The sequence below is a fragment of the Gemmatimonadota bacterium genome (genome assembly GCA_041390105.1).
Lineage (GTDB): Bacteria > Gemmatimonadota > Gemmatimonadetes > Longimicrobiales > Gaopeijiaceae > JAGQIF01.
Genome location: JAWKQO010000001.1, coordinates 374,301 through 393,763, shown reverse-complemented (window position 1 = coordinate 393,763; position 19,463 = coordinate 374,301). Strand labels below are relative to the sequence as shown.

Genomic DNA, 19,463 nt, shown 5'->3' with positions numbered 1-19,463 from the left:
CTCAGCGGCTGGCCGCTGCCATCATGCCCAACGCCGGCAGGTGCACCGCCTCACGCGTCTCGGTACTCGTCCGCACCGCCGCTGCCACCTCCACGGCCCGCAGACCGGCGTAGCCGTCCGCGAGCGCTTCCCCGCCGGAGCCGGCAACCCTGCGATGGAAGTCGTTCAGCTCGTCCTTGAACGACATGAGGGCGGTGGACGTCCAGCTCTTGAGCTTCTCACGGATCATGATCTCGGGGTAGAGCTTGCGGACCTTCTTGCGCGGCCCCCCCGGACGCTCGTGCGTGATGAGGAGATTCTGCATGGGTGCGTAGAAGCCCCGGACCATCCCCAGGTCCCCATAGGCCTCGACGTAAAAGCCGTATCCGCGCCACTCGTTCCAGGTGGCCAGGTACCAGACCGGGACTCCCTCCGGGCTGCGAAACACCGCCACGGCATCGTCCTCGGAGCCGTCCACCTTCCAGACCCGGTTGGACATCACGCCATAGACGTCGGTGATCTCACCGACTACATAGCGCGCCAGGTCCGTCATGTGGATGCCGACGTCCATCATGGCACCCCCTCCGGACTCCGGCGCCTTGTACTGCCAGTCGGCGCGAAAGTTGTGGAGCCCGTCGTGCCCTCCAAAGACGCGCACATGCTGCAGCGCGCCGATGGCGCCACGGTCGATGGCACTCTTCAGGAACTTCATGGACGGGTAGTAGCGGTGGTTGAAGCCGACGGCGAGAATGCGGCCCGACTTCTCCGCCGCTTCGACGATCCGCCGGCACGAGTCCACCGAGTTGGACATCGGCTTCTCGCAGAGGACGTGGACCCCCGCGGACAACGCCTCGACGCACGCCTCCTCGTGGAAGTGCACCGGCGAGGAGACGATCAGCGCATCGATCCCTTCGGACAGGAGCTGCGCGACCGAGTCGGCGACCCGCCCACCACTTCCCTGCAGGGCCGCCTGCGCAGCGGCGCGGTCCGGGTCGAACACGCCGACGAGGTCCGAGCCGGGATGCTCCCGCACCGACTGGGCTCGCAGTTGGCCGATGACGCCGGCTCCTACCACTCCAAAACGCATGTGTGCTCCTCGAGTTCGACGATCTCGGCTACGCGGCGCTCTCCGCGAGGGCCGCAACGGGGCGGCGTCTGCGCCCCAGGATGAATGCGATCAACCCTCCCACCAACCCACCACTCAGAATCACGGCCTGGAACACCAGGCCGGCCGCAAAGGCGAGGACCGGGGGAACCCCGAACGGGGCCAGCAATGCCGAGAGGGCGGCTTCACGGATGCCGATCCCTCCCTGGGTCACCGGAACCAACGCGGAGATCTTCGCCATGGGCCATGCGAAGAACCATGCGTTCAAGGCAATGTCGATGCCGCAGGCATGGCCCAACCAGGCATTCAACAGGACCAGTAGCCCCTGGAGCGTGAGCCCCAAGGAAAAGGCGACGGCGACCTGAATCGGGCGCTTGGCCAGCTCTCGGACCGCTGCCCGCACCCGAGCCAGAACCCTGCGCACTCGGAAGGGAAAGCGCCGGGCCGGAAGGAGCGCCACGAGCGCGAGTCCGGTCAGGCCCACAACGATCCCTGCTCCGGCCAGCCACCAGAAGACACGGCGCGACTCAGGAGTGAGGGCACCGGGAAGCAGCAAGCCACCGACCGCAGCCAGGACTGCCAACCCGGCCACATCGAGCATCCGGTCCAACACGCTGCCGAGCAGCAGGCCCGCCCGGCCTTTGGCCAGCTTCAGGGCCAGCCCCGCGCGCACGGCATCGCCTCCCACCAGGGACGGCAGGAAGGTGTTCCCGAACAACCCGTAGTAGTAGCACCGCACGGCATCGGGGAATCGGAAGCCGCCCCCGGCTGCGTTCACCATCAAATGCCACTTGGTCACACCCAGCAGATGCAGCGTCAGGTAGGCGCCGAGCGCGAGCGCCCAGGCAGCAGGCGGGATCCGTCCCAGCGCCTGCTTGAGCTCGTCGACGGGGAGCACCAGGAGCAGGACGGCGAGGATGACCGCGCTGCCGGTGACGCGGAACGCGAGGCGTCGCCACGCCCGCCGGGGCCGGGCTCCATCGGGGGGTGCTGAGGCCGTCACCCTAGTCCCCTTGGTCCGCCAGACCGTCACTGGCGGAGGTCTCCGTCTCGGGGCTCGCCATCTCCAACACCCGCACCCGGTACAGCAGCTCCTCGAGAATCTTGCGGCTGGAGCTGAGCAGATCGGCCAGGAGCCCGATCAGCAGCACCTGGAAACCGACGATGACGAGGATCGCCGTCAGGATCAGGGACTGGATGTGACCGGTGCGCTGTCCGGTTACGAAGAAGAAGTAGAGAAACCGAACTCCCGGGACCACGCCCAGCAGAATGAGCAGCGCGCCAGCCCACCCGAACACACGCATGGGCCGGTAGGTGGTGTAGGCGCGGACGATCGCGACCGTCGAGGTGCGGATGTACTGGCTCATGCTTTTCATGAGCCGGGACGGGCGCGTCTGCGGGTTGACGCGGATGGGCACGAACTCGACCGCACGTCGACGCGAGCCCGCCTGGATCAGGGTTTCCAACGTGTACGAGTAGCCGCCGTGCACGATGGTGTGCAGCGCGGCGTTCCGCGTGAAGGCCCGAAAGCCCGACGTGGCGTCCGGCGTGTGCAGTCCCGACGCCTTCCCGATCACCCAGCTTCCCAGGTTCTGGAGGCGGCGCTTGATCCAGGAGAAGTGCAGGAGCTCTCCGGGCCGCCGGTCGCCCACCACGATCTCCGCCCGGCCTGCGAGGATGGGGTCGATGAGCGTCTGCACGTCGCTGGCCTGATACTGGTTGTCGGCGTCGGTGTTGACGATGATGTCGGCGCCAGCTCGCAGGCTCGTCTCCAAACCCGCTCGAAACGCCGCGGCCAGGCCCAGGTTCGTGGGGAAGCTGACCACATGACGAACGCCGTGGGCGCGCGCCACCTCGGCGGTCGCGTCCCGGCTGCCATCGTCGATCACGACGACCTCGATCTCGTCCACTCCCCGCAGCTGGGTCGGGAGGTCCGCCAGCGTCGCGGGGAGCGTCTCCGCTTCGTTGAAGCAGGGGATCTGGATGACGAGCTTCATGGGGCCACGCCTCAGTCTTCCACCACGTGGGTCTTGAACACCTCACGGTACCGATCCCAGCGGGACCGGTCGAACCCGGTGCCGTCCAGGCAATCCACCGCCGCGTAGGCCATGTAGAGCGCATGGTGCGTGTTGTCGTGCGCGAACAGCCCCTGGCGTCCGTAGCTCAGGAGTCCTTCGACGCCATCGATCCAGCGGTGCAGTACGTCGAGCGGAACCTCGTACCCCAGCGGATAGATCGGATAGGCCTGACGCAGTCGCCGCGAGCGAACCGCGATCGGCGGTCGGGCAAGTCCGAGCCCGGCGATCTCCATGTCCTGCGCGACCTTCCTTCCGAGTGCCTCGTCGTCCATGCGCCAGACGTCGTCATCGGGTGTGCAGGGGATCTCCGCACAGAGGACCGTCCGGCCGCGCGGTTCGGTGGAGCGGAAGTAGTTCTTCGGCTCGGAGAGCCGGGTGAAGCAGACGTTCTCCTCGGGGAAGTAGTGGGCGTCGGTGGTCGTGAACTGATCGACATCAAGCGTCAGGTACGCCAAGACCATGGCACGATAGTCGATACGCCTTGTCGCCTCCAGTACTTCCGCAGGCGGCGGCGGGTCGATCATCCGGGCGGCCAGGCTGACCGGGATCGTGGACCACACCTGGTCGGCTTCGACGCGCGTCCGCTCCTCCCCGCGAGTGGCCTCCACCACCCATTTCGAGCCCTGCCGCGAGAGGCGGTCGACCTTCCAGCCCAGGCGTAGATCCGCCCCCAAACGCTCCGCCTCCGCCGCGTAGCCCTCACTGATCTGGCCGTACCCCCTGCGCATGTAGTAGTAGCCACCCTTTCCGGGCGGTTTGGCCAACCGCTTGATGAGCTTGGTGAAGGATCCGGCCGTGACCCGTTTGCGGGCCTGGATCCCCGAAAGCTCCTCCGGGGGCAGGCCCCACATCTTGCGGGCGTAGGGGAAGTAGAAGTGGTCACAGATGGTGGGCCCGAGATTCGCCTTGAGGACCGAAGCGAAGGTCTGGCCCTCGGGTGGACCGCCCGGCAGGGCCCGACGGACCATGTCACGGAACGCTCCCAGCGCAAAGGGCTTGTCCAGGCGGAGCAGGAGGTCGAGAGGCTTCAGTGGGAAATGAAGCCAGCGCCCACGCAAGCGGATCCGCCCGTGCCGCTCGAAGAAGCCGAAGTCGTCTCCCAGCATCGACTGGATGTCCGCCAGGATCTCACGGTCACAGGCGGCGTGTAGCCGATGGCTCCCGAAGTCCACGCGAACTCCGTCCACATCGAAGCTGCCGGCGTTGCCGCCTACGACATCGTTGGCCTCGAACAGCGTGGCGCGGCCCTTCCCGGCCCGGTGGATCTGGTAGGCGGCACCGACACCAGCCGGGCCTCCGCCCAGGATGACCACATGGGGTAGCGACACGCTGTCTCCTCTCGTTGGGTGCTGCCGTGGATCATGCTCGCCGGGCCATCCGGCCCAGCCCCGAGGTCTCTCTCGGAGGCCACTACCCGGAACGGCCCTGAGCCGCGCCAGGAAGTCGGTTCAGGGTGGCGACCTGGGTCGCCGGGCGGTGCAACCGATGTGCCGCCAGCGGCCTGGACTTCACTAACCGCGCGAGCCTCGGCACCCGGCGGCCACAGGATTTGACCGCACGCCCCGCCTGCCGACAGAATTACGGCACACCGAGGCGCGGCCCGAATGACCCCCGGGAGGCCCGCCCCCGAGTCGTCCCGCCTGTTGCGGCTGCGCACCCCTTGTCGCGGCCCCGCGACCCGATGGAGGCCCCGAGGGAGTGCCACCCTGACGGTCGAGTGACCGGTTTGACGGGGCTTTTCCGCGTTTCTGTCGAGACGCCCGGGTTGGTCCGGTCCTTGCCCCGAAGGGAGGCCCGTCGGCGATGGATCCGGCGGTTCGTCCCCTGCCCCGAAAGCGGAGAGTTCCAGCATCGATGGCCCGGCCAACTCCCACCCCCGAATCGAGTGTTGCGCCCTCGGGCGGTCCGCGCGCCGTGGCCCCCCACAAGCCAGGTGACCATACGGTGGTCATCGGCGGGGGTCCGGCGGGGCTGACGGCGGCCTACCTCCTTTCCAAGCGCGGTTGCAAGGTCACGGTTCTCGAGGGAGACAACATCCTCGGGGGCATCTCCCAGACGGCCGAATACAAGGGCTACCGATTCGATATCGGGGGACATCGCTTCTTCACCAAGATCGAACCCGTCGAAGAGATCTGGAAGGAGATCCTCGGCCCCGAGTTCATCTCCGTGCCGCGCCTCTCCCGGATCCACTACGACGGGAAGTTCTTCGACTACCCGCTCAAAGCGTCCAACGCGCTCCTGGGCCTGGGGCCCTTTCGCGCCTTCATGATGCTCGTGAGCTACCTCAAGTGGCACTTCCGGCCCTACGAGGTGGAGGAGAACTTCGAGCAGTGGGTGACGAACCGATTCGGGAAGAAGCTCTACGAGACGTTCTTCAAGACCTATACGGAGAAGGTGTGGGGATTGCCCTGCACCGAGATCCGCGCCGAGTGGGCCGCGCAGCGCATCCAGGGGCTGTCCCTGGCCAAAGCCATTCTCTCCGCCGCGTCGTTGAACAAGCGCTCCACCAAGATCAAGACGCTGATCAACGAGTTCCAATACCCGCGGCTGGGCCCGGGGCAGATGTGGGAGACCTGCGCGGAGCGCATCCGCGCGATGGGGAACGAGGTCCTGCTCGAACACCGGGCCACGCAGGTCGAAACGCAGGAGGACGAGGACGGAGTCCGGCGTGCCGTCGCTGTGCACGTGCGCTCTGCGGACGGCGAGCGTCGCATCGAATGCGACCACGTCATCAGCAGCATGCCGCTACGCAACCTGGTGTGGAGCCTGGACCCGATGGTCCCCACCGAGACGCGAGCGGCCGCCGATGGCCTGCGCTATCGGGACTTCCTGACTGTGGCTCTGATGCTGGACAAGGACGACCTGTTCCCCGACAACTGGATCTACATCCACACGCCGGGCGTGAAGGTCGGGCGCATCCAGAATTTCAACAACTGGAGCAAGCACCTGCTTCCCGTCGAGGGCAAGACCTGCCTGGGCCTCGAGTACTTCTGTTTCGAGGGCGACGGGCTGTGGGCATCATCGGATTCCGACCTGATCGAGCTGGCCACGCGCGAGCTGGGGGAGATCGGAGTTTCGAAGGGCGCCAGGGTCGAGGACGGAACCGTGATCCGCATGCCCAAGGCCTACCCCATCTACGACTCCACGTACAGCGATCACGTCGATACGCTGCGTGCCTACATCGACCCCATCGCCAACCTGCATACGGTGGGGCGGAACGGCATGCACAAGTACAACAATCAGGATCATTCCATGCTGACGGCCATGATGACCGTCTGGAACATGTTCGGCGCGGACCACGACATCTGGGCCGTGAACACCGACTTCGAATACCACGAAGAGCAGCGCCTGGAAGATCCCGAGGTCACGGCCTCTCGTGCGAGTGAGTCCGGTGCGGCCGTCCAGCGGCGTGGCGCGCGGCCATCTGCCAAGCGTCGCCACGACGGCTCGAGCGCCCACCTGGCGCACTCCTGATCCGACGGCACCCCAGCCGTGCGGATCGGCATCGACGCCACCTGTTGGGCCAATGCCCGCGGCTATGGACGGTTCACTCGTGAACTGCTGAAGCACCTCGTCGATCTTCCCAGCGATCACGAGTTCGTGTTCTTCCTGGATGCGGCTTCGGACGAACGCTTCGACCTGCAAGGGCCCCGGGTGCGCCGCAAGCGCGTGGGCCTGGCCGAGGCGCCCACCCAGGCCGCTTCGGCAGAGGGGTATCGCAGCCCCTTGGACTTGCTGCGCATGACCCACGCCGCGGCGACCGAGCCGCTGGACGTCTTCTTCTTTCCATCCGTCTACACGTATTTCCCCCTGCCGTTGGATCTCCCTGCGGTCGTCACCATCCACGACGCCATCGCCGAGCGCTTTCCGGATCTGACGTTCGCGACCCGGCGCGCCCGGCTCTTCTGGAACGCCAAGGTAGCCCTCGCCATTCGCCAGTCGCGCCGAGTACTGACCGTCTCTGACTTCTCCAGGAGGGACCTGGCCCAGCGGCTGGGCCTCGATCCGGACCGGATCGACGTCACCGAGGAGGGCGCTGCCGAAGCGTACCGGCCCGCGGACCCGAGAGACGTGGCCGACGCCGCGGCGCGTCTGGGTCTGGGCCCCTCCGACCGCTGGTTCACCTACGTGGGCGGATTCAATCCCCACAAGAACGTCGACGTGTTGGTGCGCGCCCACGCAGGGCTGTGTCGCCGCGAGGAGCATCCGCCCTTCCTCCTCTTGGTGGGCGGAGAAGCGTCCGATGTCTTCCACGGCGCCGGCGGACTGATCCGCAGCACCATCGAGCGCGAGGGTTCGGCCGCTTGGGTCCGCTGGACGGGATTCCTCCCGGACGAGGAGTTGGCCCTTCTGCATTCGGGTGCCGTTGCGGTGGTGTTGCCGTCGGCATGCGAGGGCTTCGGCCTACCCGCCGTGGAGGGAGCAGCCTGCGGATGCCCCGTCATCGCCACCACTGAGAGCCCGCTGCCGGAGTTGCTCTCCGGAGGGGGACGCTTCGTACACCCGGGGGACGAACGGTCCCTGCGTCTGGCGCTGCAGGAACTCTTCGAGGATCCGGGACTCCGCGATGAATTGGGACGAACGGCGCTACAGCGGGCCCAGGCGCTTTCGTGGCGCGAAGGCGCCCAGCGCGCGCTCGCCTCCTTGGAGGAGGCGGCAGCGTGAGCGCGCTCCGCTTCGCGTTCCTCACCACCTTCTACCCGCCGCACAACTTCGGTGGGGACGGCATCGGCATTCAGCGACTGGCGCGGGGGCTGGTGCGTCACGGGCACCATGTCACGGTGATCTACGACGCAGACGCGTTCGAGATGCTGAACCACGGTCCTCCAGGCCGGCCGGGCACTCCGGAGGACGGCGTGGAGGTCGTGCCGCTGCGTAGCCGTCTGGGCACGCTCTCCTGCCTGCTCACCCAACAGACCGGCCGTCCGGTCGTGAACGGGGGCCGCATTCGACAGCTGCTGGCCGCGGGTCGGTTCGATGTGGTCAACTTCCACAACGTATCGCTCATCGGGGGCCCGGGACTGCTGCACTATGGCGGCGACGCCCTGCGCCTCTACATGGCCCACGAGCACTGGCTCGTCTGCCCCATGCATGTGCTGTGGAGACACGGTCGGGAGCGCTGCACCGGGCGTCAGTGCCTCCGCTGCAGTCTGCACTACCGCCGACCTCCCCAGCTGTGGAGATACACGGGTGCGCTCGAGCGCGCCGCGCGTCATGTGGATGCCTTCATCGCCGTCTCGGACTTCAGTCGGGACAAGCACCACGAATTCGGGTTCTCCCAGGACATGGAGGTCCTGAACTACTTCCTCCCCGATCCCCAGCCGGATGACGCCCCCACTGGCGGTACGTCTCCCCACACCCGGCCCTATTTCCTGTTCGTGGGGCGCCTGGAGAAGATCAAAGGCCTCGACGACGTCATCCCGCTGTTCCAGTCCTACCCGGATGCGGATCTGGTCATCGCGGGCGACGGGGAGTATGGGGCCGAGTTGCGCTCCCTGGCGGAGGGGAACCCCCGGGTCCACTTCCTGGGGCGGCTGGCGCAGGACGAGTTGGAGCGGTACTACCGCAACGCCCTGGCACTGATCGTGCCTTCGGTGTGCTTCGAGACGTTCGGCATCATCATCATCGAGGCGTTCAAGTATCGGACCCCGGTACTGGCGCGCCGGCTTGGACCCTTTCCGGAGATCATCCAGCGCTCCGGGGGGGGAGAGGTGTTCGACACGCAGGACGAGCTCGTAGCGGCGATGGCCCGGGTGCAGGCGGATCCGGACCGTCGCAAGCAGCTCGGGGAGGCCGGGTACCAGGCCTATCTGGAACACTGGGTGGAGTCCGCTGCGGTTCCCCGGTACCTGGACATTGTCCGCCGGACGGCCCGGCGCACAGGGCACACGTCCATCGTCCGATCTCTGGAGGCAGGATGAGGGTCTTCATCACGGGAGGCGCGGGGTTCATCGGATCGCATCTCGCCCGCGCGTTGATCGCCCGCGGCGACGAGGTGTGGGTGCTGGACGACCTGTCCACCGGCTCGATGCGCAACATCGACGATCTCGTGCCCGCACCGAGGTTCCACTATCGGATCGGCTGCTGCACGGACGCCCCCCTGGTAAGGGAGTTGGTCGATCAGTCGGACGTGACCGTCCATCTGGCGGCCGCGGTCGGGGTGAGGCTGATCGTGGAGCGCCCGGTCCACACCATCGAGACCAACGTGCGCGGCACCGAAGTGGTTCTGGACGCCGCCAGCATCAAGCAGAAGCCGGTGGTGGTGGCATCCACGTCGGAGGTCTACGGGAAGAGCACACTGATCCCCTTCCAGGAGGACGCCGACATCACCCTGGGACCGACCACGCACTCGCGCTGGGCCTACGCCTGCTCCAAGGCGCTGGACGAGTGGCTCGCCCTCGCCTACTACCGCGAGCGCAAGGTGCCCGTCATCCTCTGTCGCTTCTTCAATACCGTGGGCCCCGGACAGACCGGCCGCTACGGGATGGTGCTCCCCAACTTCGCGCAGCAGGCGCTGCGCGGTGAACCACTGACCGTGTACGGAACCGGAGAGCAGTCGCGCTGCTTCGGGCACGTGCGTGACACGGTCGAGGCCGTTCTGCGACTCATGGAGGCACCGTCGGCGATCGGTCAGATCTTCAACATCGGCGCGGCCGAGGAGATCACGATCCGCAGCTTGGCCGAGCGGGTCCGCGAGGAGGCGGCCTCCGGATCGGAGATCCGACTCGTCCCCTACTCCGAAGCCTACGCGGAGGGCTTCGAGGACATGCTGCGTCGGGTGCCGGACACAACGAAGCTGGAGCGCACCATCGGGTTCCGGCCCTCCACTCCGCTCGCCACCATCATCCGCGACGTGGTCGCCTACGAACGCTCCCGAATGGCCTCGGCTTGAGCCACGATGCGCGCGATCCTTACGTATCACTCATTGGATGAGACAGGATCGCCTATCTCTTTGTCTCCTGAGGTCTTTCGATATCACTGCCAGTGGCTGCAGGGTGGGCCGGTGAGAGTGGTGCCCCTGGAGGAGATCCCCGCGCTGGGCGACGACGAGGACGCGGTGGCCCTCACCTTCGACGACGCCTTCGCGAACTTCACGACCGAAGCGCTTCCGGTGCTGCGGGACCTGGACTTGCCCTCCACCCTCTTCGTGCCCACCGGCCACGTCGGCGCAACGAACGATTGGGGAGGACACGCCCAGCCGGGCATTCCCTCGCTTCCCCTGCTCGACTGGGACGGATTGGAGGCCGCAGTCAGCAGCGGCGTGACCCTGGGCGCGCACACCGTCACCCACCCCCACCTGACGCGGTGCGGCGCGGCGCAAGTCGAGGACGAGCTGCTCGAGGCCCGGGAGGAGCTTGCGGCCCGAACCGGGGCGCGGCCGCTCGCGCTCGCCTATCCGTACGGTGACGCCGACGAGCGGGTGCGCGACCAAGCCCGCCGCCTCTACCGGCTGGCCTGCACCACACGCTTCGCCGTGCTCGAAGGGACGCCGGATCCTATGGACCTCCCGCGCCTGGACGCCTTCTACTTCCGGGACGCGCGCCGACTGCAGTCCTTCGGCTCCCGCAGCTTCCTCGCCTGGGTGCGCTGGCGTGACCGGTTGCGCTCGCTGCGGCGCGTGGTGGGGGGCCGGGGATGAGCGGCCCCCGCCTCAGCGTCGTCGTGCCGGCCCACCGAGCCGAGACGGTGCTTCCTCAGTGTGCCGAGGCCCTGCTGGCCAGCGACCTGCCCCGGGAGGCCTGGGAGCTGATCGTGGTGGACGACGCCAGCCCCGACGGCACGGCCGAGCTGGCCGGCCGCTGGGCGGACGACGTCATCCGGCTGGGACCCCGCCCGGGCGGTCCAGGCCTGGCCCGGAACCGCGGGGTGGAGCGGGCGCGGGCACCCGTGGTCCTTTTCGTCGACTCCGACGTGTGTGTCTCGCCGCACACGCTCGCTCGTGTCGTGGAGGACTTCGAGCGCGATCCCGCCCTGGTCGCCCTCTTCGGATCCTATGACGAGGAACCGGCCGCCCAGGGGTTCCTGTCCGAATACCGCAACCTGCTCCATCGCTATCACCACGTCCGCACGGCCGGGGAGGCCGAGACCTTCTGGGCCGGCTGCGGCGCGGTGCGCACGGAGGCATTCCGCGCCGTGGGCGGCTTCGACGCGCGCCGCTTCCCGCGACCGCAGATCGAGGACATCGAGCTGGGCTATCGCCTGCGGGATGCCGGCGGGAAGATCCGGCTGGATCCGGCGGTCGAGTGCAAGCACCTGAAGCATTGGACCTGGTCCGGGATGCTGCGGACGGACCTGCGGGACCGGGGCATTCCCTGGATGCGGCTGCTTCTGGAGAGAGGGAACTCCAGTCGCGCGACCCTGAACGTGGACGCCACCGAAAAGACGCGCACGGCGCTGGCCGCCGGTTCCTTACTGGCGCTGGTGCTGGGCACGATCCTCCGCCTGTGGCCCCTGGCGGCCACCGGGCTCGCTGGCCTGGCCGCCCTGACCCTCTGGAACCACGCGCTCCTGCGGTGGTTCGCCGGCGTGCGCGGCTGGGGGTTCGCGATGCGGGTGATCCCCATGCAGATCCTCTACTATCTCCTCAACGCGGTGGCGGCTGCCCTCGGAATCCTGGGCCATCTGCGCCATCGCTCCGCCGCCCAGCGGGAAGCCGACCGACCCACCCCCGCCTGAGGCCGGCGCTTCTGGCATGGAGTCTGCCCCATCAACGGGGAGTGCGTGCCCAGGGCGGGCGCGCCCAACGTCGTGGGGAGACCATCCCCGACTCGGGGTAGGATGCGAAACAACGGAGATGAAGCGCCGCGGGCGGCGGGTTTCGTCGTCCTGTCACTGCTCGCATTCTTGCTCCCCCCGGCGCTCGGAGCGCTTTCTCGGCGAGGCGTGCCTGACCTGGAGCCGATCAGCGGCGCGCTGGTCATTCTCCCCGCCCTGCTGCTCGGGTACCTTAGGGGGCCCCGCGGCACGCTCCTGGGGGTGTTCGCCGCCCTTCTCTCCGGTACCGCCACCAACGTCGCCTCCGGCGGCGCCCTGTTTTCCGAAGCTGCAGCCTGGCTGGTATCGCTGGCCACCCTGACGGCGGTGCTCACGGTCCTGGGCGCCCGCTTCCGGCAGGACCTGGTCCGAGCCGAGACCATGGCCCTCACGGACAACCTGACGCGCCTGCCCAACCGGCGGCACGCGCTGACCTTCCTGGAGAGCCACTTCGCCGCGGCCGAGCGCGGCGCGGTGCTCTGCGTGGTCCTCTTCGACCTCGACCACTTCAAGCAGTTCAACGACGAGTTGGGGCACGGCACTGGAGACCTGGCGTTGAGGGCCTTTGCCGACGTGCTGCGCGACAACACGCGCCGGATGAACCTCAGCGCCCGGATGGGCGGCGAGGAGTTCCTGTGCGTCCTCTGCGATTCCTCCGCCGAGGGCGCCTCCACCTTCGCGCATCGCGTGCGACGAGCGCTGGGGTCGGTGCGCTTCTCGGACCATCCGCTGACGGCGTCAGCCGGCGTGGCCGTCTACCATCCGGCCATGAAGGACGTCGACGACCTGTTGGCGGCCGCCGACCATGCCCTGTACCGAGCCAAACGGGACGGACGGGACTGCGTACGGGTCTTCGGATCGGAGGTCGAGCCGACCCGGACCGGCGAGGATGCCCCCAACGTACCGCCGCCGACGTTGGGCCCCGTGGGCGCCGACCGCTCGGTCCTGGTCGTCCACACCGAAGGCGAGCGGCGGCGCGCCCTTCTGGAGATGCTGAGAGAGGACGGGTTCACGGCCCTCCCGGCGGAGACCCGGACCGACGCCATCGGCGTCATCGACGCCCCGCCGGATCTGGCGATCGTGGACCTCAAGCTCGGTGAAGGGAGCGGGGCCCGGCTCTGCCAGACCCTCAAGGCCCGCTGGCCACACGTGCAGGTGCTCGCCCTCTCGGAGCCGCTGGACGAGCACTCGATCGTCATGGCAGTCGAAGCCCAGGCCGACCGCTACCTGATCCAGCCCGTTGCCGCCGTGGCTCTGCGGCAGGCCCTCTCCGAGATGCTCGCGGCCCGTCGCCCGCTCCATGGGCGTCGGCAAGGCGAACGTCTCGGAGCCCGGCAAGGCCTCCTCCTCCAGATGGCGGACGAGATCGAGGCCCGGGAGGAGTACGGGTGGGGGCATGGGCGCCGCGTTGAGACCGCCGCGAAGATCCTGGGAGACCACTGGGTCGAGGGCGGCGCCCCCCCTCCCGACCCCGACGCCCTGGGCCTGGGCAGTCGACTGCACGATCTGGGGCGCGCCTCCGTGCCAGCGGCCCTCCTGAACAAGGTCCTGCCCCTCACCGTCGAGGAGGTTCGACTGATCCACCGCCATCCAGTCGTGGGCCAGAGCCTGGTGGCGACCTTGCTCCCGGGTTCGCCTGCAGCTGCCGTGGTCCGCTGGCACGCCGAACGCTGGGACGGCAGCGGGTACCCGGATGGCCTGGTGGGCCGCTCGATCCCCCTGGAGGCCCGCATCTGTGCGGTGGCGGACGCCCTGGACGCCATGACCACCTATCGGCGCTACCGGCCGCCGCTGACGTTCGCCGAAGCTGTCCAGACGATCCGGGAAGAGGCCGGCCGCCATTTCGACCCGGCCGTCGTAGCGCTGTTGGAGCGGGCCGCCCCTGAGATCGAGAGGCGTTTCGAGGCCCTCCGCGAGCCCGCCGTGGCGCTCCCCGCCGGCTGAGCACCGGGCCCGGTTTCCCCAAACCGTTGACACAGCGTCATTTTCGCCGTATCAATGGTTCGTCGTCGTAGTTTTCCTGGTTTCGTCGATCCGCCCCGGCGCCGATGCCCCGAACGGGGCCGACCACGGGCCGGATCGTCGTGTCTCCCCCGAAGTGAGTTCGGCTCGTGCTGAGCGCCCAAGAACGGACCCTCGAGCCCCGCCCCCGTGGCGGTTGGTTCCCAGAGCGCCCTCCGATCGTCCTTCCCCGGCCCCGGGAGAAGGACCGTGTGGCGCGTAGCGCACGGGAGTCCCGCCGTCGCGCTGCGTTCCGCGAGCGCGCTCGGCGAGTCCTGAACGTCGCCGCTGCGAGCACCCTCCTCCTGCTGACCGCGCCGCTCATGGTGCTGGTGGCGGTGCTGGTCAAGCTCACCTCCCCGGGACCGATCATCTTCACGCAACTCCGGGTCGGCCTCGACCGCAGAGAGCGCGAGCGCGACTGGCATACCGTCGTGGACGGACCCGGTCGGGCTCGACGGCGCGTCGACTACGGTGGGAGGCTGTTCCGGATCTACAAGTTCCGGACGATGCGCGTGGCGGAGGCCGCTCCACAGGTGTGGGCCACACCGGACGACCCGCGCATCACCCCCGTTGGCCGGATCCTGCGGAAATACCGGCTCGACGAGTTGCCGCAGCTGTTCAACGTCTTGCGTGGCGACATGAACCTCGTGGGCCCGAGGCCCGAGCAGCCGGACATCGCGGTGGCCCTGCGCGCACGCTTGCCACGCTACAACGGCCGCCACCGCGTGCTCCCGGGCATCACTGGATGGGCGCAGGTCAACCACTCGTACGATCAGTCCCTGGACGACGTACGACGCAAGATCCACCTCGATCTCGAATACATCGAGCAGCGCTCCGCAGGCCAAGATCTCCGGATCATGCTGCGGACGATCCCGGTCATGCTCCTGCGGCGAGGCAGTATCTGAGCGTCGGCCTTCCGCTTGGATCAAGGGGCCGTGGCGCCCTCATCGCAGGGTGACACCCTCCACCTGAGAGCCACCAGCCAGCACATCGATGACCCGTCCCCCGACCTCCCTCCGCACGCGGGATTTCACGGAGTCCGTCATCCGAGAGATGACCCGCGTCGCCCGCGAGCACGACGCGATCAACCTGGCCCAGGGGTTCCCGGACTTTCCGGCGCCTCAACTCCTCAAGGACGCGGCCTGCGCAGCGATCCAGGCGGACGAGAACCAGTATGCCATCACCTGGGGAACTCCCCGGCTGCGACAGGCCCTCAGCCGCAAGTACGCCGAGTCCTACGGCATGGAGGTCGACCCCGAGCGCGAATTGACCGTGACCTGCGGCGCCACTGAAGCGATGGTCGCGGTGCTCCTCGCCGTGGTCGACCCCGGGGACGAAGTCATCGTGCTGGAGCCGTTCTACGAGAACTACGCCCCGGACGCCATGATCGCCGGAGCAAAGGCCGTGATGGTTCCGCTGGAGCCGCCGGACTTCCCACTCGACCTGGAACGACTCGGCGCGGCCTTTTCCGAACGGACCCGGGCCATCGTGCTCAACACGCCGAACAACCCGACCGGACGAGTATTCACGCGCGCGGAGCTGGAGGGCGTGGCCGAGCTCTGCCAGCGATGGGACGCGCTCGCCATCACTGACGAGATCTACGAGTACATCCTGTATGAGGGCGAGCACATTCCCATGGCCACGTTGCCGGGGATGAGGGAGCGCACCATCACCATCAGCGGTCTGTCGAAGACGTTCGCTGTGACCGGGTGGCGAATCGGATCGATCGTGTCCCCGCCGGCGATCAGCCCTGCCGTCCGCAAGGTGCACGACTTCCTCACGGTCGGAGCCCCGGCCCCGCTTCAGGAGGCGTGCGCGGTGGGCCTCGAGTCCCTGGGGCCCGACTACTACGCCGAGATGGTGTCCGGCTACCGCGCGAGGCGGGACGCTTTCGTTCCGGCGCTGCGCGCCGCGGGCTTCAGGTGCAGCGTACCGCAGGGCGCCTATTACGTACTGGCTGACTTCTCCGGTCTCTCCGACGAGGACGACGACACCTTCGCGCGCCGCCTGACGCGTGAGGCGGGCGTGGCACCGGTCCCGGGGTCCAGCTTCTTCTCGGATCCGGCTATGGGCCGGTCGCTGGTGCGGTTCGCGTTCTGCAAGCGCCTGGAGACCCTGGTACAGGCGGGAGAGCGCTTGGCTCGCTTCGAGCCCTGACCTGCAACGCGCACCTACTCGCGTAGCACGTCCGTCTCGGAACGCAGCTCCACGATTCGCGACTCCCATCGGCGGAGCATGGTCACGAATGCGCGCGTGAGCTCCGCATCGAACTCCGACCCGGCCCCTTCTTCGAGGTAAGCCAGGACGCGCTCGTTCGGCCATGCGGCTCGGTAGGGTCGGTGCGTCCGCAGGGCGTCGTAGACATCGCAGATGTGCACCAGATTGCTGGCGGCGTGACAATCGCGCACATACGTACGGCGCGGATACCCCCCGCCGTCGATGCGGATGTGATGCTCATAGGCGACGACGGCAGCCATATCCAGCGACGCTTCTCTCTGGATGAGGATCTTGGCGCCCTCCACCGGGTGGCGGTTCATGACCTCGCGCTCCCGATCCGACAGCTTGCCCGGCTTGTTCAGCACATCCTTGGGAATACGGATCTTCCCGATGTCGTGCATCAGACCCGAAACGCCGAAGCGGCGCACATCGGCGGCGCCCAGGCCAATGAACTCGGCAAGGGCCATGCTGAGAACCGACACATTGAGCGAGTGCGTGGTCGTGTACTGATCGAAGTCCTTGAGCTTGAGCAGCGGGATCACCACGTCGCGGTCGCCATGCATGGCCACGGCCAACGAGCGCACGATGGTGTCGGCCTCGAACATCTGGAGTCGGCCGCGGTCGCGCAGCTCCTCGTGGAGCCAGCGTACCGTCTCCGCTTCCTCTCGCAGGGAAAACCGGAGCCTCCCGGTGGCGAGGCTCTCGCTGGCGGTCGAATCGACCCCGCCCCTGAGCCCCACCGGCCCCCAGCGAATGCTGGTCGCCGCCATCTGTCGGGCCTCGGCGCTCGGATGCCCAAGTCCGGCCATCGCCCGGTACACGTCGATCAGGAACGCCTCGAACTCCGGTCGGGTCGCCGGACCCGTGAACTCCAGACGCTCGACTCCGGCCTCCGCCAGACGAGAACTCCACTCCCAGTTCCGGAGGGTCTGCAGCGGTCGGTTCTGGAACACGACCTCCTCCCCCAGGAAGGTCAGCACCGGGCGAGGCTCGGACTCCTGGAGACGAAAGAGGGCCTCGTAGGCCGTATCGATCGACCGTTGGACGGCCGGGTGCTCTTCGTTGTAGAGCGAGAGCGCCGAGATGGCCTGCGCGAGCCCCGTCAGGAACTTGGCGGCTTGGACTTGATCGCTCATCCAGCGCTCTCCGCCACGACAGCAGACCGTACCTGCGCGCTTCTCGAGCGGCGCGCCGCCTGTACCAGTTGTCCGACTTCCCCGTCTTCCGGCCAGCGCCGCGCCAGTACGGCCAGCGCCTCCAACATCTCTGGTGTCGCCTCACGGAGCTTTCGGCGTCCGAACCATCCGCGTCCTCCGTCGACCAGCTCCCGGAGTGCCCGTTTGGCCAGCGGAGATCGCGACGTGCCCAGCAAGCGGACGGCGCTGACCCGGTGGGCACCCTCTTCGGGGCGAACGAGATGCTCGACCAGGACCGGGAGCACTGTCTCCGGGATACCCTTCTGGAGGTCCACCAAGGCGACGTTGAGCATGCGCTCGTCCCCGCTGCTCAGGGCCACGATCAGTGCCCGCGGTCGCAGGGCATCATCCGCCAGTGCCAGGGGCAGCGCCTCGCGCTGCACGCGCACGTCCGGATGACGAAGAAACGGGTCAGCCGAGAACCCCGGGGGAGCGCCGCCCACCCGGGCGAGGAGACTGAGGAGGTTGCGCACGACGTACCAGCGCTGGTCCTCCAGGTAGGGTCCGACGAAGCGCCCGACCTGGGAGCCCAGATCGATCAACCGACCCAGGACCTTCCTTCGGATGGAGCGGGACGGAGCATCGGCGAGGACACGCAACAGCGCGGGGATGGCCTGCTCAGGCCCGGCCAGGTTCACCAGCAACGCCAGGGACTCCTCACCGACATCCTCCAGGCCCACCATCGCCTCGATCTGCTTCACGTCCCCGAGCCGGGCCCGAAGCAACCGCCCCGTCTCGGTCATGTGCGCGCCCTCGATCAAGGGGATGATCTCGGGCAGATCGCCTTCGGCGATGACCGCGTCCAGCGCCTGCTCGACCATGGGACCGAAGGCATCGACCTCCAGAGCCATCTGCAGGATGGCCAGGCTGGTGAGGGACGCCTCCTCTTCCCCGAACTGCAGCAAGGGCTGGGAGCGCGAAAGCTCGTCGAGGATGCGGGTGTGAGCGATGGCGTTGGCGTCGGGGAGCGTCCAATCCGACATCAACTCATCCACTTTGGCCCGCAGGTGATCAAGCGCCACCGGCCGCAGTCGCTCCTCACCCTCTCTAGCGTGGAACGCGAGCTTGGTGAGCAAACGGACGAGCCCGTGGGAGATCTCCTGTCCAGAGGCCTCCGCAGCGGCTCGCAGCAACTTCATGATCGCGTCCTCGCCCAGGGTCTCGATCGACTGTGAGATGAAGGTGTGCCGCTGCGCGAGGTCTCCGCCCATTTCCAACAACCGGCGGAGCGTCGGGTCGTCCAGCTCTTTGATCAACCGCGAGATGTTCTCTCGGACCTTGAGCAGGTCGGAGCTCTCGCCGGTCCGCATGTTGTCCGCGAGTTGGAGGAGATAGCCCACGATCACCTGGTCGTAGGCCGCCTCGCGTTGGTGCTGCCGGATGGAATCGGCGACGTCCTCTGGCTGCGGTGCGCTCTCCCCACTGAACGCCCGCTGCGAGGCGGTGGCGGCCTGGGCCAACTGAAGCCAGAGCCGCATCGCCTTTCCCGTGCTCTCCTGCCCGCCGGCGTTTTCGAGCTGCAGCGCGTCATAGCCCACCGGAACGAGGCGGACTCCCGTGATCTTCGGTGCCTCCTCCGCAGAGCGCAGTCCGATCGGTATCGACCCACCGCGTTCGGCCTCGGCTGCCAATGCGGCGAAGAGATCCTGGAGCGAACCCACGCTGATCTCGCGATCAAAGACCAGCGCCCCGAGTTGGTGCATGTGCAGACGGCGCGCGAGATCCTGAAGGACTGGATTGCGTTGGTCGGTCGCGACGCCGTCGATGACCAACTGGCGATTGGCGATTCCCAGGGACACCGTGGGACGCTTCTCGAGCAGCCGCCGAAGGATGCGGAACAGAGCATCCGCCATGGGCGCCAGCGAGGGGTGGTCGGGCGGGTACATCGCGTAGCGATGGACCGCAATCGACAGTTCGACCAGGAAGTTGCTGACCTCCCTGGAGAGCTCCACCTCCGCGCCGGTCTTGTCGGGTCTGGCCATTCAGTGCAGGAGGAGACCTCTGGGGTCAAGGCCCGTTGACGGCAGGACGCAGGAGGACGAACCTGGAGGCCTGTCCGCGGTCTAGTCGCCTCAATCTCTTACGAAGTCGTGACTTCCACCACCCACCCTGAACCGGATAACGACCGGG

The 19,463-nt window shown here is 67.7% G+C and carries 15 protein-coding genes; 9 read left to right on the top strand and 6 right to left on the bottom strand.

The genetic code is table 11. The features are described 5' to 3' along the window. Position 1: 1 nt before the first annotated feature. From R3E10_01745 to R3E10_01730, 4 genes are read right to left on the bottom strand one after another with little or no spacing between them, the layout of a single operon-like run. A complete protein-coding gene (locus R3E10_01745) occupies positions 2–1,066 on the bottom strand; it encodes a Gfo/Idh/MocA family oxidoreductase (GenBank protein MEZ4414454.1) in 1,065 nt (354 codons plus the stop codon). A 28-nt stretch (positions 1,067–1,094) separates the two neighbouring features. Then, positions 1,095–2,087 carry a lysylphosphatidylglycerol synthase transmembrane domain-containing protein gene (locus tag R3E10_01740; protein MEZ4414453.1) on the bottom strand — a complete coding sequence of 331 codons (993 nt, stop codon included), beginning with the start codon at positions 2,085–2,087 and terminating at the stop codon, positions 1,095–1,097. Between the two features lies 1 nt (position 2,088). Further along, complete coding sequence (locus R3E10_01735; GenBank protein MEZ4414452.1) at positions 2,089–3,081, bottom strand: glycosyltransferase family 2 protein; 993 nt, start codon at positions 3,079–3,081, stop codon at positions 2,089–2,091. 11 nt (positions 3,082–3,092) lie between these two features. Next, complete coding sequence (locus R3E10_01730; GenBank protein ID MEZ4414451.1) at positions 3,093–4,490, bottom strand: FAD-dependent oxidoreductase; 1,398 nt, start codon at positions 4,488–4,490, stop codon at positions 3,093–3,095. Positions 4,491–5,106: 616 nt separating this feature from the next. Between R3E10_01730 and R3E10_01725 the strand changes: the two genes are divergently transcribed. The 9 genes from R3E10_01725 (at position 5,107) to R3E10_01685 (ending at position 16,077) form a co-directional block, all read left to right on the top strand. Further along, positions 5,107–6,636: an NAD(P)/FAD-dependent oxidoreductase gene (locus R3E10_01725; GenBank protein MEZ4414450.1), complete on the top strand. Its 1,530-nt coding sequence runs from the start codon at positions 5,107–5,109 to the stop codon at positions 6,634–6,636. Between the two features lie 18 nt (positions 6,637–6,654). Next, a complete protein-coding gene (locus R3E10_01720) occupies positions 6,655–7,827 on the top strand; it encodes a glycosyltransferase family 1 protein (protein ID MEZ4414449.1) in 1,173 nt (390 codons plus the stop codon). Continuing rightward, positions 7,824–9,083, top strand: coding sequence for a glycosyltransferase family 4 protein (locus tag R3E10_01715; GenBank protein ID MEZ4414448.1), 1,260 nt, complete (start codon positions 7,824–7,826; stop codon positions 9,081–9,083). The genes R3E10_01720 and R3E10_01715 overlap by 4 nt, the downstream gene beginning before the upstream one ends. Next, positions 9,080–10,054 (top strand): GDP-mannose 4,6-dehydratase, encoded by a 975-nt coding sequence (locus tag R3E10_01710; protein MEZ4414447.1) that lies wholly within the window; start codon positions 9,080–9,082, stop codon positions 10,052–10,054. Before R3E10_01715 ends, R3E10_01710 begins: the two co-directional genes overlap by 4 nt. A gap of 111 nt (positions 10,055–10,165) precedes the next feature. Then, complete coding sequence (locus tag R3E10_01705) at positions 10,166–10,801, top strand: polysaccharide deacetylase family protein (protein MEZ4414446.1); 636 nt, start codon at positions 10,166–10,168, stop codon at positions 10,799–10,801. Next, complete coding sequence (locus R3E10_01700) at positions 10,798–11,838, top strand: glycosyltransferase (GenBank protein MEZ4414445.1); 1,041 nt, start codon at positions 10,798–10,800, stop codon at positions 11,836–11,838. Before R3E10_01705 ends, R3E10_01700 begins: the two co-directional genes overlap by 4 nt. Positions 11,839–12,045: 207 nt before the next feature. Next, positions 12,046–13,860: a diguanylate cyclase gene (locus tag R3E10_01695; protein MEZ4414444.1), complete on the top strand. Its 1,815-nt coding sequence runs from the start codon at positions 12,046–12,048 to the stop codon at positions 13,858–13,860. Between the two features lie 269 nt (positions 13,861–14,129). Beyond that, complete coding sequence (locus tag R3E10_01690; protein ID MEZ4414443.1) at positions 14,130–14,825, top strand: sugar transferase; 696 nt, start codon at positions 14,130–14,132, stop codon at positions 14,823–14,825. A gap of 148 nt (positions 14,826–14,973) precedes the next feature. Beyond that, a complete protein-coding gene (locus R3E10_01685; GenBank protein MEZ4414442.1) occupies positions 14,974–16,077 on the top strand; it encodes an aminotransferase class I/II-fold pyridoxal phosphate-dependent enzyme in 1,104 nt (367 codons plus the stop codon). 14 nt (positions 16,078–16,091) lie between these two features. Here the strand turns inward: R3E10_01685 and R3E10_01680 are convergent, their stop codons facing one another. Together R3E10_01680 and R3E10_01675 are read right to left on the bottom strand one after the other, a co-directional pair. Further along, positions 16,092–17,273 (bottom strand): HD domain-containing protein, encoded by a 1,182-nt coding sequence (locus R3E10_01680; GenBank protein ID MEZ4414441.1) that lies wholly within the window; start codon positions 17,271–17,273, stop codon positions 16,092–16,094. Further along, the gene (locus tag R3E10_01675) at positions 17,270–19,315 is read right to left on the bottom strand and encodes a hypothetical protein (protein ID MEZ4414440.1); all 2,046 of its coding nucleotides are present in this window, start codon (positions 19,313–19,315) and stop codon (positions 17,270–17,272) included. Before R3E10_01675 ends, R3E10_01680 begins: the two co-directional genes overlap by 4 nt. Positions 19,316–19,463: the final 148 nt, after the last annotated feature.